General features: G+C 68.5%; 13 protein-coding genes. 11 read left to right on the top strand and 2 right to left on the bottom strand.

Annotated elements, in window-relative coordinates; translation table 11 throughout:
• The first annotated feature begins 2 nt into the window (after window positions 1-2).
• Genes LR394_RS30275 through LR394_RS30265 form a run of 3 tightly spaced genes read left to right on the top strand, consistent with a single transcriptional unit; the run spans window position 3 to window position 7,343 of the window.
• The gene (locus LR394_RS30275; protein WP_231448002.1) at window positions 3-1,235 is read left to right on the top strand and encodes a ComEC/Rec2 family competence protein; all 1,233 of its coding nucleotides are present in this window, start codon (window positions 3-5) and stop codon (window positions 1,233-1,235) included.
• Complete coding sequence (locus LR394_RS30270) at window positions 1,232-5,551, top strand: DUF6603 domain-containing protein (protein WP_231448001.1); 4,320 nt, start codon at window positions 1,232-1,234, stop codon at window positions 5,549-5,551. The genes LR394_RS30275 and LR394_RS30270 overlap by 4 nt, the downstream gene beginning before the upstream one ends.
• The gene (locus LR394_RS30265) at window positions 5,544-7,343 is read left to right on the top strand and encodes a hypothetical protein (protein WP_231448000.1); all 1,800 of its coding nucleotides are present in this window, start codon (window positions 5,544-5,546) and stop codon (window positions 7,341-7,343) included. Before LR394_RS30270 ends, LR394_RS30265 begins: the two co-directional genes overlap by 8 nt.
• Window positions 7,344-7,522: 179 nt before the next feature.
• Here LR394_RS30265 and LR394_RS30260 read toward each other — a convergent pair whose 3' ends face one another.
• The gene (locus LR394_RS30260; RefSeq protein WP_231447999.1) at window positions 7,523-9,040 is read right to left on the bottom strand and encodes a M1 family metallopeptidase; all 1,518 of its coding nucleotides are present in this window, start codon (window positions 9,038-9,040) and stop codon (window positions 7,523-7,525) included.
• 143 nt (window positions 9,041-9,183) lie between these two features.
• Here LR394_RS30260 and LR394_RS30255 point away from each other — a divergent pair, with 143 nt between their 5' ends.
• The 7 genes from LR394_RS30255 to LR394_RS30225 all read left to right on the top strand — a co-directional run bounded on the left by LR394_RS30255 (window position 9,184) and on the right by LR394_RS30225 (window position 13,749).
• On the top strand, window positions 9,184-9,645 hold the full coding sequence (locus LR394_RS30255; RefSeq protein WP_231447998.1) for a hypothetical protein: 462 nt from the start codon (window positions 9,184-9,186) through the stop codon (window positions 9,643-9,645).
• On the top strand, window positions 9,642-10,118 hold the full coding sequence (locus LR394_RS30250; protein WP_231447997.1) for a hypothetical protein: 477 nt from the start codon (window positions 9,642-9,644) through the stop codon (window positions 10,116-10,118). The genes LR394_RS30255 and LR394_RS30250 overlap by 4 nt, the downstream gene beginning before the upstream one ends.
• 8 nt (window positions 10,119-10,126) lie before the next feature.
• Window positions 10,127-10,861, top strand: coding sequence for a YggS family pyridoxal phosphate-dependent enzyme (locus LR394_RS30245; RefSeq protein WP_231447996.1), 735 nt, complete (start codon window positions 10,127-10,129; stop codon window positions 10,859-10,861).
• 129 nt (window positions 10,862-10,990) lie between these two features.
• Window positions 10,991-11,686: an excalibur calcium-binding domain-containing protein gene (locus tag LR394_RS30240; protein WP_231447995.1), complete on the top strand. Its 696-nt coding sequence runs from the start codon at window positions 10,991-10,993 to the stop codon at window positions 11,684-11,686.
• Window positions 11,687-11,740: 54 nt separating this feature from the next.
• Complete coding sequence (locus LR394_RS30235; RefSeq protein WP_231447994.1) at window positions 11,741-12,328, top strand: hypothetical protein; 588 nt, start codon at window positions 11,741-11,743, stop codon at window positions 12,326-12,328.
• Between the two features lie 138 nt (window positions 12,329-12,466).
• Window positions 12,467-13,120 carry a DsbA family protein gene (locus tag LR394_RS30230; protein WP_231447993.1) on the top strand — a complete coding sequence of 218 codons (654 nt, stop codon included), beginning with the start codon at window positions 12,467-12,469 and terminating at the stop codon, window positions 13,118-13,120.
• Complete coding sequence (locus LR394_RS30225; RefSeq protein WP_231447992.1) at window positions 13,117-13,749, top strand: vitamin K epoxide reductase family protein; 633 nt, start codon at window positions 13,117-13,119, stop codon at window positions 13,747-13,749. Before LR394_RS30230 ends, LR394_RS30225 begins: the two co-directional genes overlap by 4 nt.
• Here the strand turns inward: LR394_RS30225 and LR394_RS30220 are convergent.
• Window positions 13,738-14,403: an arsenate reductase/protein-tyrosine-phosphatase family protein gene (locus LR394_RS30220; protein ID WP_231447991.1), complete on the bottom strand. Its 666-nt coding sequence runs from the start codon at window positions 14,401-14,403 to the stop codon at window positions 13,738-13,740. The two genes, LR394_RS30225 and LR394_RS30220, sit on opposite strands and share 12 nt — an antisense overlap.
• A gap of 46 nt (window positions 14,404-14,449) precedes the next feature.
• On the opposite strand from LR394_RS30220, the gene chrA reads away from it, so the two are divergent.
• Window positions 14,450-15,628, top strand: a complete 1,179-nt coding sequence (gene chrA / locus LR394_RS30215) for a chromate efflux transporter (protein ID WP_231447990.1) — start codon at window positions 14,450-14,452, stop codon at window positions 15,626-15,628.
• Window positions 15,629-15,632 lie beyond the last annotated feature (4 nt).

The following is a 15,632-nucleotide window of genomic DNA, read 5'->3' as shown; positions in this document are numbered from 1 at the left end:
CCATGGGGAAAAAGGACGTGGCCCGGGCCAAGGGCAAGAGCACCATTCCCATCCGGAAGGCCATCACCCGCTCGGCCACCAAACCCGCCCGCGACGCGAAGCTGCAGGCGATCGCCCAGCAGGCCCTGGCCGAGCAGCGGGCACTCGCCCAGCGGCGGGCCCAGGACCTGGCGAACCGGCCGGTGGCCCCGCCAGGCAATCGGGGCGACGGCCAGTTGCACCTCGCGTTCGTGAAGATCGGTCAGGGCGACTGCGCGATCATGGCGACCCCGAGAGGCCAGATCGTTCTGTTCGACTGCGGCTCGGACGCCAAGGACTCCGAGACCGACCTGCTCTACCGACGGCGGGTTCAGGCGGTCCTGACCCGGGCCAAGTTCATGGCCGGCTACAACACCGTCGACATCCTGGTACTCACCCATCCGGACGCGGATCACTACAACCAGCTGACGAACATCCTCAACCCCGCCGTCACCATCAACAACGTGTACTTCAGTTCGGAGCTGAGGTTCTACGCCCAAGGCGCCACCAGCAGCTTCATCACCACACAGATGAGCAACGTCCTCGGGATCAAGAAGGTCGTGCACAACCACGATCCCGGCAACCAGGCGCCCGGGCAGGTGACCATCGCGGTGAACGGGGGGACCCCCACCCCGGTCCCGGCAGCTTCGGCCGGCGTCTTCGTCGACCGGCTCGACGCCGCCGGTGGGATCAGGATTGTCGACGAGCCGAACTGCACGGTCAGCATCCTGGCCGCCGACGTCTCACACCAGTACGTGGCCGACAACAGCAACACCACCAACCGAGGAAGCGTGGTCACGCTGATCGAGACGACCCGTGACAAGATCCTCATCTGCGGAGACGCCACCTTCAACACCGAGCAGTACCTGCTGAACACCGCGCGGGCCCGGATCACCGGCATGTCCATCGCCCAGGCGGGCCACCACGGCAGCCGTCTCACCTCCTCCTCCCAGGCCTTCGTCGATACGGTCAACCCGCTGCGCAGCGTCATCAGCGCGCCGAAGGCCGTGCCGCTGCACCACCTGCCGAGCGAGGAGGTGATCGACCGTTACCGGACCCGGCTCAACACCAGCAATCGGGCGCTGATCCCCAGTCACGAGACGTTCGGCTGGCGGGCCGGCAGCTTTGGCAGCTACACCAACGAGAGCCAGTTCCACCAGGAACAGGTCTTCACGACCGGGTCGTGGGACACCGTCGAGTTCACCCTCACGCCGTGACCCCCGACCAGCTCAGGGGCATCGTGACCGCGACCGACGGCCGCCTCGACGTACAACTGGACGCGCTCACCGGGATCAGCGCGTTCTTCACCGGGTTCTTCCCCGCCGGACGCCTCGTCCTGACCTCGGTGACGACCACGGCCGCGACCGCCGACGGCGTGACGGTCACGGGAACCGGCGCGTCCGGGCCGTTCACCGGTATGGCCGTGTCCGCCACGTTCGCGGCGGCCGGGGGCACCGTCACCGCGCTCGTGCGGGCGACCGGAGACCAGAACTGGACTTTCGTCGACGCCTTCGGCGTGCTGCGGCACTCCATCTTCGACTCGCTGCGCTTCCAGGGGCCGGCGCTGGTCCTGGACTCGACGACGGCTGTCATGTCCTTCACCGGCACGCTGATCATCACTACGCCGATGGCCCCACTGGATCTGCTGTTGCCCGGTGTCACGCACACCGTGACCGGCGAGATCACCACCGTCACCGGTGATCCCGAACTGGGATTCCCCACCTCAACAGTGCCCGACATCCTGCTCTACGGGCCGCAGGGGGCGAGTCTCGACCTGGGCCTGTTCACCCTGACCGATCTGCGGTACGAGATCCTCGGCGATCCGACCTTCGACTACGACGTCGTCGACTACGCGGTCCAGAGCTCGATCGTGGTCACCGGCTCGGTGCCGGTGCGCGTGGCCGGTGTGCCCCACAGCGCGCTCCTCTACACCGAGATCTTCGGCTGGGGCGACAGCGTGCTGTTCGTCGCCGACTTCACCGACCTGGGACCGCTGAGCCTGGCCGATGTGGCGGCCTTCACCGGCCAGTCATCACTGCCGATCCCCTTCGACTTCGACGTGTCCAGCCCGGTGGTACTCACCGACGTGCGGATGCTGGTCGCCCCGAAAACCATGACGCTGAGCTACATCAGCGTGAAGCTGGAGACCGCCGAGGAATGGCAGATCGTCGAGGACGTGCTGGACCTTCAGGCCATCGACCTGACCTTCCGGATCGACAGCCCGCTGTCCGGCGCGCGGCTGTCCGGCGTGCTGAGCGGACTGTTCGGCATCGGCGCGTCGGGTGTCCTGGAGATGAGTGCCAACTTCGGCGACCGCTCGGTCGGCGGTGCGCTGCGCTCCGGCGACGGGCCGCTCAGCATCCGTGAGGTCTACACCGACTTCACCGGCCAGGATCCGGCCCCGGTGCCCGACCTGGCGGTGGCCAGGTTCGACTTCGGCCTCGCCTTCCCACCCGCACCCCAGCCCTTCACCTACCACGGCTTCCTGGAACTGGTCGGCGACTGGAAGCTCACCGACCAGTTGTCGCTCACCGACGTGATGTTCTCGCTGAGCCACGACCCCGACACCAGGTTCGCGGCCATGGCCACCTTCGTCATCCAGGGTGTGGGCGTCGCGATCGGGGCGTCCTACGATCCGGCCCCGGACAAGCAATGGGAGTTCAGCGGGGCGAGCGGCCCGGGCCAGCAGATCGCGATCGGCGAGCTCTTCCAGACCCTGGCCGGCAACTTCGGCGCCATCGCCCTGCCCACGCCGATCTCCCAGCTGGTGATCGAGAACCTGGGAATCGAGGTGTCCACCGGGACCAAACGCCTCTACCTCACCGGTGAGGCGCTCTTTCCGATCGACACCGCGTCGGCCGACCTCACCATCGCCATCGACACCGCACAGCGCTCCTTCACTGCATCGCTCGTGGTGAGCGTGCCGACCGCGCACGGCCCGTTCACCCCCCGGTTCGATCTGCTGTTCGCCCAGCAGGAGACCGCGACCCTGTTCACCGCCGCGTACTCGCATGCGACGGGTGACCCGGTCCCCGCCCTGAAGGACCTGATCGCCGCGCTCCTGCCGTCGGCGGCGGCCTACGTCCCGGACGGCCTGGTGGTCGACCTCAACGACACCTTCATGGCCGTGGACGGCCCGGCGAAGGTGTTCGGCGCCGACCTGGCGATCACCCTCGACCTGTCCCACCTGCCGGTGTTCGGCGACCACCTCGACCTCGGGGTGATGGGCTTCGATCCGCTGCGGCTGGTCGCACTGTCGGCCGCGCTGAGCGCCACCGAGGTGACAGCGATCAACGGGCAGCTGCCGACGGCGATCACCAAGCTGCCCGACGGGGACCGGGCAGCCGGGTTCCTGGTCAGCGGAAAGCTGAAGCTGGGCGTGCTGGAACAGCCGATGGCGTTGCCCGTCTCACCGGCCCAGACGGCGCCACCGATCACTTCCAAGCAGACCCAGACCGCTGACAACACGCTCTGGTACAAGGTCCAGCGGTCCTTCGGCCCGATCCAGCTCGACCGGGTCGGCGTCGCCTACCTGCACGAACCCGGCCAGCCCGCGAGACTGTCGGTCCGGGTGGACGCCTCGGTCTCGGCAGGCGGGCTGACCCTGTCGTGCGACGGGCTCAGCGCCTCGGTGTCGCTCGCCGATCCGGCGGCGCTGCCGGTGTTCGATCTGGCCGGGCTGGGGGTGTCCTACACCGGGGGACCAGTGACGCTCAGCGGGGCGTTCCTCAGGAACACCGTGACCTACCAAGGCAAACCGATCCCCTCTTACAGTGGTAAAGCCGTCATCGAGACTGAGACGTTCACGCTCGGCGCGCTCGGATCGTATCTGCAGCTCCCCGAGGGGCCGTCGCTGTTCGTGTACGCGTTCCTGAACTACCCGATCGGTGGGCCTGCGTTCTTCTTCGTCGAGGGGATCGCCGCGGGCTTCGGCTACAACCGGCGGTTCATCGCGCCTGCGGTCGACCAGATCGCGAGCTTCCCGCTGGTCGCCGAGGCCGTCGGCACGACGGTCCCCGGCACCCTGGCCACCGAGCTGTCCCAGCTGGCGGACGCCCTGCCGCCGTCTCCGGGCGACGTCTTCCTCGCTGCGGGTCTGCGCTTCACGTCGTTCAAGATGATCGACTCGTTCCTGCTGGTGACGGCCGGGTTCGGGCACCGGTTCGAGCTGAACGTGCTGGGTCTGTCGACACTGGTCCTGCCCGTGCCCGATGCCGGCCTGGGAGACGTCACGCCGGTCGCGGAGATCCAACTGGCGATGAAGGCGTCCTTCATGCCGGACGACGGCTACTTCTCCCTGCTGGCCCAGCTCACCTCCAACTCCTATCTGCTGTCCCGGGCGTGCCGCCTGACCGGCGGGTTCGCGTTCGTCACCTGGTTCGCCGGAGACCACGACGGCGACTTTGTCCTGACCGTGGGCGGCTACCACCCCCACTTCACCAAGCCCGGCCACTACCCCGCCGTGCCGCGCCTCGGGTTCGACTGGAAGGTCTCCGACAAGCTCGCGCTCAAAGGCTCGGCCTATTTCGCCCTCACCCCGGGCGCGCTGATGGCCGGCGCGGCGCTCAGCGCTACGTACGAGGACGGGTCCTTGCGGGCCTGGTTCGACGCCGGGATGGACTTCCTCATCGCCTGGCAGCCATACCATTACGAGGCGGCGCTGCACATCAGTGTGGGGGCGTCCTACACGTTCAGCTTCTTCGGCAGCCACACAATCAACGTGCACGTCGGCACCGACGTGCGGTTCTGGGGCCCGGACTTCGGCGGCACCGCTTACATCGACCTTGACGTCATCTCGTTCACGATCACGTTCGGGTCTTCCGGCGGCGCCTCGGCCGAACCCGTCCCGTGGAACAGGTTCAGGACGGCGCAGCTGCCCGCGGCGGACAAAGCCGTCACGGTGGTGCTGCGCGGTGGCGCACCGCAGGCCGCGGCCGGGACCTACCTGGGCACGGTCAACCCCGCCGAACTGGAACTGCTCACCGATTCCTGCGTCCCGGCGACGAGCGGACGGTCGGGAACGACGGCGCTGACCGGGACCGGAGCCCTGGCCTTCGCAATAGCCCCCGTGGGGGCAAAGCCCGGCACGTTCACCTCGGTCCAGACGATCAACATCACCCAGGGCACGACCCCGGTGAACGCTTCGTTCAGGTTCGAACCGGTCGCCAAGAGCCTTCCCGCTGCACTGTGGGGTGAGGAACTCACCCCAACGCTGTCCAAGGAGGCTCTGTGCGAGGACATGCTGACCGGGTACGTGGTGCGGCCCACGCCACCAGTCAGACCCGCGACGACATCCAGCCTGCCCGTGTCGAGCCTCCAGTCCGCGACCGCGCTGTTCGTCGAGCACCACGCGTTCGAGTGGGTCCCGCTGCCGACTTTCACCAAGGCGGCGGACCAGACCCTGAACCTCACCGCCGGGGCGCAGACCCGCGACGCCATCGCCGGCAAGCTACGGCCGGACCTGCTCATCGACCTGAACGGGCTGGCCCCGGCCGATTTCCTGCTGGCCCCGGAGGTGGGCGCGAATGGCTGACAACCTGACCTTCGTCAGCTTCCTGCGGCCCTCCCTGCCGACCGGCGACTACACGATCGACGTCGCCCAGGATCTCAAGAGCGTCGAGCCCAGCACGCTGGTGGACCCCACGACCTTCACGACGACTCGGACCTTCAGTGTTGCGGGGGAACGGTTCACGCTGCCGCCGACCATGGTCAGATCGGTGTTCCCACCGGACGGCGGACTCGGCGACTACGCCGAGGTGCTCCCGCACGTCGTCCTCGACCGGCCGACGCTGCCCTGGGAACGTCCCGCCACGGCCGCGTCGCCCACGGCCCCGCCCTGGCTGGTGCTGCTGGTGTTCAGCGGCGACGAACAACCCGAGCTGAAGACCGTGACGCTCGGCACGCTCGCGACCGGCGAGGCCTACATTCCCGCGCCCGTGCTGGAGCAGGCCCAGAAGGCGGCCGACCCGGTGAACGTCATCGACGTCAAACGCACCCTGCTGGCCTCGATCATGCCCTCGCTCACCGATCTGGAGCGGCTCGCCCACGTCCGGCATGGCACCGAGGAGACCGCCGTGGTGATCGCCGGCCGGCTGGCCGTGCCCGGCGTGCCCACAACCGTTCACCTGGTCTCGGTCGAGGGCCGGTACTCCGACTCGGGTTTCGTGCTCGGCCCCGACACGGCGGGGGCGCAGGTTCGGCTGGTGACGCTGGCGAACTGGCGGTTCGCCTCGGTGTCCCAGGAACACACCTTTCCCTACCTCGCGCGGGCCCTCGCCGACGAAGGGACCCCGTTCCGGCTCCCCGACAGCGGGGTGCCCGCCGCCGACGGGTTTCTGCGGCAGGGGTACGTCCCGGTCGGGCACGAACTCCGGCAGGGCGGCCGTACGGTTTCGTGGTACCGCGGGCCCTTCGTCACCGGCACCTCGCCTGCAGACCCGCGCCTCGGCGTCCGGGCCTCCGACGAACTGTTGCGCTACCACCCGGCCGTGGGAATGCTCGATCTCGGATACGCCTCGGCCTGGCAGCTGGGCCGGATGCTGACGCTCCAGCACACCACGATCGCGCGGAGCGTCACCGCCTGGAAACGGCGGCTTTCCATGGCAGCCGGGCGTGACGAGCCGTCCGACCACCCCCTCGACCTGGTCGACATCGACGTCACCGTGCCCGGCGACGTGCGAGCGTTCCTGGACGACCTGGCCACACTGCGCGGTGTGCCACTGCGCTACCTCGTGCCGGACGAACGACTGCTGCCGGTAGAGACGATCCGGTTCCTCCAGCTCGACCCGGCCTGGATCACCCATCTCCTCGACGGCGCGACCAGCATCGGCCGGATCACCCGCGCAGATGCCGACCGGGACCGGACACACCCGGTGCCGGTGAACACGGCCCCCGTCACCGGGGCGCTGATCCGCTCAGCTCTTGTTCCCGGATACCCCGGCCTGCTGATCGACGCCTACGCCTCGGAGTCTGGAGGCACCCAGCTGCCCGTGCTCCGCACCGAACGGCTGTCGCCCACAATCCTGCTCTGCCTGTTCCAAGGCGTTCTCGGCAGGCTCGACCTTCACCAACCCCCGCAGGACCAGCACTTCGGCGTGGAACTGCCCTCGGCGGGCGGCGTGGCCAAAACCCTCAGAACAGCCGACGGCTCACCCGGCCCGTCCACTCCTGTCCAAGCCTTGCCCACAACCGGTGTCGTCCCCATCACGGCCCTGGCCGACGCCATGGCCACGGTCCTGAATGTCCAGGCCGCCACCTTCGACTCCGGGGCCTTCGCCCGCCAGATGATCGAGACCGCACAGCGCGTCACCTTCCTGCGCACCTGAGAGGGCCTGCAACCCATCGGGTGACCAGAGCATCAGCTGGTTCGGGCTATCTCTGGGAAAGAGGTCTCCGTCGGGGACGGTTTGCTTGGTCGCTTCCCAGCCCAACGGAGACCTCTCCCATCTCCACCGAACGAAACCCCCTGCTACATCAGCCCTACCGACTTAATCCAGAACACGGCCTAGTGATCGGCCAGATCGGCGTGCGTCTGGCGGATCTTGTCCCACGACTTGGGCTTGACCGGCGTGGGCAGCGCGGCCCGGCTGCGCCCGTCCGGCCGGGCGGTGCCCAGTTCCGGCTTCCCGGAGGTGAAGAGCCAGGCGTCGAACAGCTTCGTCAGGTCCTGCTTGGAGATCTTCTCGGCCAGCGCGATGAACTCGGCCGTGGTGCCGTGGCTGTTCTCCTTGTTCTTGAGCCAGGTCTTGAGCAGGGTGCGGAAGGCCTTGTCACCGATCTGCATCCGCAGCGCGTGCACGGCCATCGCCCCGCGCAGGTAGACCGGTCCGGCGAACATCTCCGCCGGACCCGGGTCGCCGATCTTCAGGTCCCAGAACGGGTCCTCGGCCGGGATCACCTCGTAGGCGTAGTCGAACAGCTCCTGCGGCGTGCCCTCGTTCTCCTGCTCCGACCACAACCATTCCGCGTAGCTGGCGAAACCCTCGTTGAGCCAGATGTCGCGCCACTGACCCACCGACACCGAGTCGCCGAACCACTGGTGCGCCTGCTCGTGGGCCACCACGTACATGGCACTGCCGTTACGCCAGAACCGGGCGTCGTACACCGGCCGGGTCTGCGTCTCCAGCGCGAAACCGAGCCACCCGAACGGCACCACCACGCTGCCGCGGGCCTCGAACGGGTACGCGCCGAACCACTGCTCCTGCGACTCGATGACCTCGTTCGAGCGGCGGATGTTGGCCTTGGCCGGGTTCGCGTACTGGCCCAGCGAGGTGGAGAAGGCGTTCAGGATCTGCTCGCCCTGGTCGGTCTCGTCGAGTTCCAGCTCGTACTTCCCGACCGCCAGGAAGGCCAGATAGGTGGCCTGCGGGGTGGTGCTGCGCCAGCTCCAGCGGTCCCAGCCCTTGAGCTCACCCTGGGCCACGGTGACCGTGCCGTTGCTCAGCGCCTGCACGGTGTCCGGGACCAGGGCCGAGACGTCGTAGGTGGCCTTGTCGGTGGGGTGGTCGTTGCTGGGGAACCACCACCAGGCGCTCTCCGGCTCGTTCACCGCCAGCGCCCCGTCGGGCGTGCGCTTCCAGTTGGTGAAGCCGTTCACCTTCACCTTGGACGGGGTGTCCGCGTACTTGACGACGATGTTCAGCGGATCGCCCTTGAAGACCTCCCGGGCCGGGGTCACCACCAGCTCGTGGTTCTTGTTCTTGTGCTTGAACTTGGCGGCCCGGTCGTTCACCCGCACCGAGGAGACCTTCAGGGCGAAGTCGAGGTTGAAACTGGAGAGGTCCTGGGTGCTGCGGGCCACGATCGTGGTGGTGCCGGAGAGCTCGTCGGTCTTGGGCTGGTAGCGCACCCGGATGTCGTAGTGCTCGACGTCGTAACCACCGTTGCCGTACCCGGGGAAGTAGACGTCCCCGGCTCCCGGGTCGCCCGGCGTACCGGCCGCGTAGGCCACCCCGGCGCCCACGGCCAGGGCCGTGGCGGTGACCGCCGAGGTGGTGAACGTGCGGATCGAGACTCTTCGCATGAGCGGTCTTCCGTTCGTCGCAGGGCTGAGGCTCACCGAAGATCGCTTCAGAGCGGATTCCCGGCAAGCACTTTCGCCCACGCGCTCACGGACAAAGACACTGTCCGGTTGCGCGGGGGTGAGCTTGCCGCTGGAGTAGGCAAATGGACGATTCGCCCATCCGCGCCGCTCTTGACCTGCTTCTGCTCGTGCTCACGGTGCTGTGCCTGACGGCCGTCGTGGTGGTCGGGTCACGAGCCGCTGTGCTGGCGGTGCGGGCCCGTCGACAGGGGATGCCGCTGGGCCGGGAGACCGACGGCGGCAAGCGGGAGGTGCTGCGCAGGGCGTTGCGCGAGGGCGCCGATGGGATCGATCTGGTCGAGTTGCGGCACCTGGCCGAGGAACTGCGCTCGCGCCGGCCTCGGTGGTTCGCTGCATTGTTCGTGGCGGTGCAGTTGGGGGCGGCTTTGTCGGCCCCGCCGCCTTGGCATCTGCTGCTTCTGGGTCTGCTCATCCTTGCGATCGTGATCATGCTGGTGGCGGTGGAACGGAACGCCCGGGTGGCCGGGGCCTTCTTGCGCCGCTATCCGGTGCCTACGCTGAAAGCGGCCGGTCTGGGGGCATGACCGAGCTTCAGACCGTGGCCAGCGGGCTATTGCTGGTGCTCGCGGTCACGGTCCTGGCTGTACATTTCGTGCAGCTGCGGCGGGTGCGTCAGCGGATCTCGGCCGAGCGCAGAGCCCTGCAGCTGCCGTTCGATCGGGTCAGCGCCCGCGAGCGCCGACGCGTGATGGGGGTGGCTCTGCGGGAGGGGACCGAACCCGAGGAGCTCGGCCAGGTTCGGATCATGGCTCTGCAGATGCAGGCGCAGCGGTTCTTCTTCGTGTTCTTCGTCCTGCAGGCTGCTTGGCATTGGCCCCGGGTCGTCGCCGGGTCGGGGCCGGTCGAGACCACTCTTCTCGCCCTGTTCACGGTCGTCGCCGTGGTGGGGGTCATCTACGGCGAACGTGATGCGCGTCTCGGCCGGGCCTTTCTGCGTCGTTTCCCGGCCCGCTCCTGCGCCGACGCGGACCAGGTGCCGCAACCACACCGTCCATAATTGGCGCCATGCACAACCCCGAGGCTCCGCAGACCGCCCAGGACTTCGCCCGCAACATCGCCGCCGTCCAGGACCGCATCGCGGCCGCGGCCGAGCGGGCGGGCCGTGACGCGTCGGCGGTCCGCCTGTTGCCGGTCAGCAAGACCGTGCCCGAGGAGCGGCTGCGCCGGGCCGTGGAGGCCGGCTGCCGCGAACTGGGCGAGAACAAGGTGCAGGAGGCCACGCGCAAGCACCACGAGATGGCCGATCTGGACGTCGCCTGGTCGATCATCGGGCACCTGCAGACCAACAAGGCCCGTGACGTGGCCGCCTACGCCAGCGAGTTCCAGGCCCTGGACAGCCTGCGGGTGGCCGAGGCGCTGGACCGCCGGCTCCAGGCCGCGGGCCGCAGCCTGGACGTGTTCGTGCAGGTCAACACCTCGGCCGAGGAACAGAAGTACGGCCTCGCACCGGAGGAACTACCGGCCTTTCTGACCGCCCTGCCGCAGTACAGCAGCCTCAGGGTGCGCGGGCTGATGACCTTGGCGGTGTTCAGCGCCGACACCGAGCGGGTGCGCGGCTGCTTCTCGCTGCTGCGGACCTTGCGCGATCAGCATTTCGAGGCGGGCGAGCTGTCCATGGGCATGTCCGGGGACTTCGAGACCGCGATCGAGGAAGGCTCCACGGTGGTCCGCGTCGGTCAGGCGATCTTCGGGGCCCGGGCCACGCCGGACAGTCAGTACTGGCCGGGCGCGGCCGGCTGAAAAAGGGGCAGGTCCGTCGTTCGGCTGATTCCGCCTGATTGACGCTTCACCGGTCACAGCGGACCCATAGCTTGGCCCAGCGAGCACGGGCCGAGCACGGCGGACCTCCTCATCGACAAGGACGGCGTAATGAGCGACTGGCAGGGCGGCCAGCCCCCACGGCACGCCAATCCCGGACAGCACGCCAACTCCGGGCAGTGGGCCCGGCCCGGTCAGGAACAGCTGAGCTGGGGCCAGTCGGGCTGGGAACAGCCGCCCCGCCGGCCGGACCGTCGTCCCTGGTACAAGAAGAAGCGGTTTCTGCTGCCGCTGATCCTGCTGGCCGGCTTCGCCCTGCTCGGTTCTCAGTTGGACGATCCGGCCACCAACGCCCCGGGTGCGCAGAGCACGGCCACCCCGCAGCCGTCGTCAACCACCGAGCCGTCCAACGATGTTCAGGCTGAGGTCGCCGCCCTCGAACAGCAGACCCAGGAGCGGGCCGAGGCCAAGGCGGAAGCAGAGGCGAAAGCCGAAGCGAAGGCGGAAGCCAAGGCCAAGGCGAAAGCAAAAGCCAAACGGCTGAAGGCAGAACGGATCAGGAAGAAGCGCGAGGCCCGCAAACGGCGCGAGGCCCGTGAACGCCGGGAAGCCCAGGCAGCGGCCGAGCAGGAGCGCCAGCGCGAGGAGGAAGAGCAGCGCGAAGCGGAAGAAGAAGACGCGGCCACGAGCGCCTACTACCAGAACTGCACGGCGGCTCGCGCGGCTGGTGCAGCTCCGGTCCGCGTCGGCGATCCGGGTTATGGGCGCCACCTCGACCGCGACGGTGACGGCGTGGGCTGCGAGTAGCCTGCCCGTCCCCAACGGGCCGAGTCACACAGCTTTCACAGCTACGATGCACGGGTGTCCAGCGCGCTTCGACCCGCAAGCGCGCTGACCCATGCCCGGGTGGCCGTGCCCGCCGTGATCGGCCTGCTGGCCGTGGGCGCCTACTGCGCCTCGGTGGCCACCCCTCTGCTCGCCTCCCTCATCGTCGGCCTGATCAGCGTGGCCGTGCTGCTCCTGGTCAGCGACCGGCGCGGGCCCTGGCTGGGGATCGAGGCAGTGGTCCTGGGCAGCGCCCAGTACGGACTGCACCACGGGCTGGAAAGGCTGAGCAGCAGCGGGATCGTGCTGCCGCGGGGCTGTACCGCACCGGAGGGATTCCTCGGCTGCGCCGGTGATCTGGGCTGGCGTGGCCTGGTGGTGGTCGCCCTGCGGGTGCTGATCGCGCTGCTGGTGGTGCTCGCCCTGCGCCAGAGCCGCCAGGCCCTGCAGCGTTCGGTCGAGCTGACCTTCCCGCCGCGGCTGCGCTCGCGGATCTTCGGCCTGCGGCAGCTGGTTTCGTGTCGCGCCCGTCGGGCCCAGGCCCTCGAGAAGCTGGTGCGCAGCGCGCCGCGGCGTGGTCCGCCCCGGGGCTCCTTCCCCGGCCGGACGGCCGCGTTCATCTGATCCGGCTCCCTGGAGCCGCGCTCATCAGCTTTCCCGAACCAGTATTCGGGCTTTCCGCATTCTGAACCGTTCCGGTGCCGTGGCTTTCGCCTGCCCGGATTCGGCGCTGCGGACAGCCCGGCCAGGAAGGACCCCCCCATGTCCCGCAATCTCAAGCTTTCCGGCGCCCTGATCGCCGTTGTCGTGCTCTTCATCGGCGCCGCGTTCATCTTCTCGGCCACCCGCAGCGAACCCTCGCAGGCCGCCACCCAGCCCACCGGCAACGGCCAGGTGCAGCGCGAGGATTCGCACGTGCTGGGCGAACCCGGCTCGAGCGATGTGACCCTGGTCGAGTTCCTCGACTTCGAATGCCCCTCCTGCGGCGCCATGTACCCCTTCGTCGAGGAACTGCGCCAGACCTACGCCGGACAGGTGACCTTCGTGGCCCGCCACTTCCCGCTGCCCATGCACAGCAACGCCAACGACGCCGCCCTGGCCGCCGAGGCCGCGGCTCAGCAGGACCAGTTCGAAGCCATGTACAGCAAGCTCTTCCAGACCCAGAACGCCTGGGGCGGCCAGGACAACCAGGCCGCGACCTTCCGGGGCTACGCCGAGGAACTCGGCCTGGACCTGGCCGAGTACGACGCCGCGCTCGCCGACCCGGCCACCCAGGAACGCGTCGACCGGGACCAGAAGGACGGCGAAGACCTGCAGGTCCCGGGTACGCCGACCTTCTTCCTGAACGGCAAGCTGCTGCAGCCGGAAAGCGCGGAGGAGTTCACCGCCGCGATCGACGAGGCTCTGAAGTCATGAGTCTCGACACCCGAAGTGAGCCGACCGCACCACCGCGGGCCGACGTCCGTCATCTGGCTCTGCTCCTGATCATCGGTGCTTCGATCGGGCTGGCCGCATCGTTCACGCTGATGGTCGAGAAGATCCATCTGCTGAGCGATCCGACGTACGTGCCCAGCTGCACCGTGAACGCGGTCCTCAGTTGCGGGCCGGTGATGTCCAGCGATCAGGCCGGGGTGTTCGGTTTTCCCAATCCGCTGCTCGGGATCGCCGGGTTCCCGCTGGTGATCGCCACCGGCGCAGTGCTTCTGGCCGGAGCCCGGTTGCGGTCCTGGTACTGGGTCGGCCTGCAGATCGGGGTCACGGCGGGTTTCGGGTTCGTGCACTGGCTGATCTTCCAGACGTTGTTCCGGATCGGCGCGCTGTGCCCGTACTGCATGGTGGTGTGGGCGGTGACGGCGCCGATCTTCTGGTTCGTCACGCTGTACAACTTGAGGACGCTGGCGGCCCGGCGACCGGGGAGTCGGCCGGCCACGATCTCCTCGGCTCTGGCGACGATTCCGGCGGTGCCGTTGGTGATCTGGTACCTGGCCGTGTTCTGCCTGGTGATGTTCCGGTTCTGGGACGAGTTCGTCGGGCTAAGCAGCTAGGGCCTGGACGTGAGACGCGAGAGCCTGCACGCGGCGGTCGATCTCGGTCAGGGCGCTGACGTAGGCCTGGCGCGTGCCGATCGGGCTGGGATTGGGAACCGACCAGTGCAGGCTCTGCGCCCGCTTCAGTGATTCGTGGGCCTTGTCGCACAGGGTGACGACGAGGTCGCCTTCCTCGGTGACCTCGTCGATCGCCCGGGGGCGGTGGTCGTCGAGGTCGAGGCCGTGCTCGTGCGCCACCGCCAGCAAGCGTGGTGCCATGTCTCTGGGCTGCAGGCCGGCCGAGGTGGCGGGCACCGGGCTGTGCCGTTGCCAGAGCGCGGCGGCCAGTGGTGAGCGGGCGGTGTTGCCGGTGCAGACGAACAGCAGGCGGCGGACCAGCAGCGGCTGCGTGACCTCGGCGGCCTTCTCGGCCTCGGGCGAGAGATGCAGGTACTTGCGCCGGCGATCGCCTTCGGAACGGTGCTCGCCGATCAGCCCGGCCTGGTTCAGCACGGTGAGGTGGTGGGTGAGCAGGTTGGCCGGGATGCCGAGCTCGGCCCGGATCTGACCCACGGCCAGGTCGCTCAGCGCCAGCAGGTCCACGATCCGCAGCCGCGTGGCATCGCCCAGCGCTGCGTGCTGCCGGGCGCGGTGCTCAAGGTTGTCGGCCATTGCTTCAAGATTGACTGAACTAATTCTGGCGGTCAAGCTGACGCCCATGACTGACCTGCGCCGACCCCCGGGCACACCCGGCGAGGTGTTCGTGGCGTTCCTCCAACTCGGCCTGACCTCGTTCGGCGGGCCGGTGGCGCACCTGGGCTACTTCCGCGAGGCGCTGGTGGTGCGGCGCAAGTGGCTCAGCGAGCAGGCCTACGCCGATGTGGTGGCGCTGTGCCAGTTCCTGCCCGGGCCTGCCTCAAGTCAGGTCGGCATGGCGTTGGGTCTGCAGCGGGCCGGTTACCTGGGCATGCTCGCGGCGTGGGTGGCCTTCACCCTGCCCTCGGCCGTGGCTCTGGCGCTGTTCGCCTACGCCGTGGTGGAGATCGGCGACCTGTCCGACGCCGGGTGGATCATCGGTCTGAAGGCGGCCGCCGTCGCGGTAGTGGCGCAGGCCGTGCTGGGGATGGCGAGTTCGCTGGCGCCCGATCGCAAACGCGCCACGGTCGCTGGTGCGGCTGCGATTGCCGCCCTGCTGATCGCCGGCCCCTGGGCGCAGGTCGCCATTATTGCCGTGGCCGGGGTCATCGGCTTGTTGTGGCTGCGCCGAGAGGCGTCTTCGGAAAAAACCTCTCAAGAAGCAGCTTTCGATGTACAGGTGCCCCGGCCGGTGGCCTTGTCCGCGCTGGCCGCCTTCGCGGTACTGCTGATTGCCCTTCCCCTGGTAGTCGATGGTGCGCTCTTCGAGATCTTTTACTCTGCCGGCGCACTGGTCTTCGGTGGTGGACATGTGGTGCTGCCCCTGCTGGAATCGCAGACGGTGTCCACGGGTTTGGTCGGCCACGACGAATTCCTGGCCGGATATGGTGCCGCTCAAGCAGTTCCGGGACCGCTGTTCACCTTCGCCGCCTACCTGGGTGCGCTGATCGATGGGGTCCCCGGCGTCATCATCGCCATCTGCGCGATCTTCCTGCCCGCAGCCCTGCTCGTGCTGGGTGCGCTGCCGTTCTGGCAGTCGCTGCGGCATCTGCCGAAAGCCCGGGCCGCGTTGATGGGGGTGAACGCCGGGGTGGTCGGCCTGCTCGCGGCCGCTCTCTACGACCCGGTGTTCACCGACGGCATCACCTCGGCCCGGACTCTGGCGGTGGCCATTGCGGCCTTCGTGTTGCTTACCCGTTGGGCTGCGCCGCCCTGGGCCGTGGTGCTCGGTTCGGCCGCGGTCGGGTTCGTCCTCCTCTGACCAG

This window comes from Kineosporia babensis (assembly GCF_021129305.1).
Lineage (GTDB): Bacteria > Actinomycetota > Actinomycetes > Actinomycetales > Kineosporiaceae > Kineosporia > Kineosporia babensis.
Note: the sequence above shows the minus strand (reverse complement) of the source record. Positions and strands in the feature narration are given on the sequence as shown.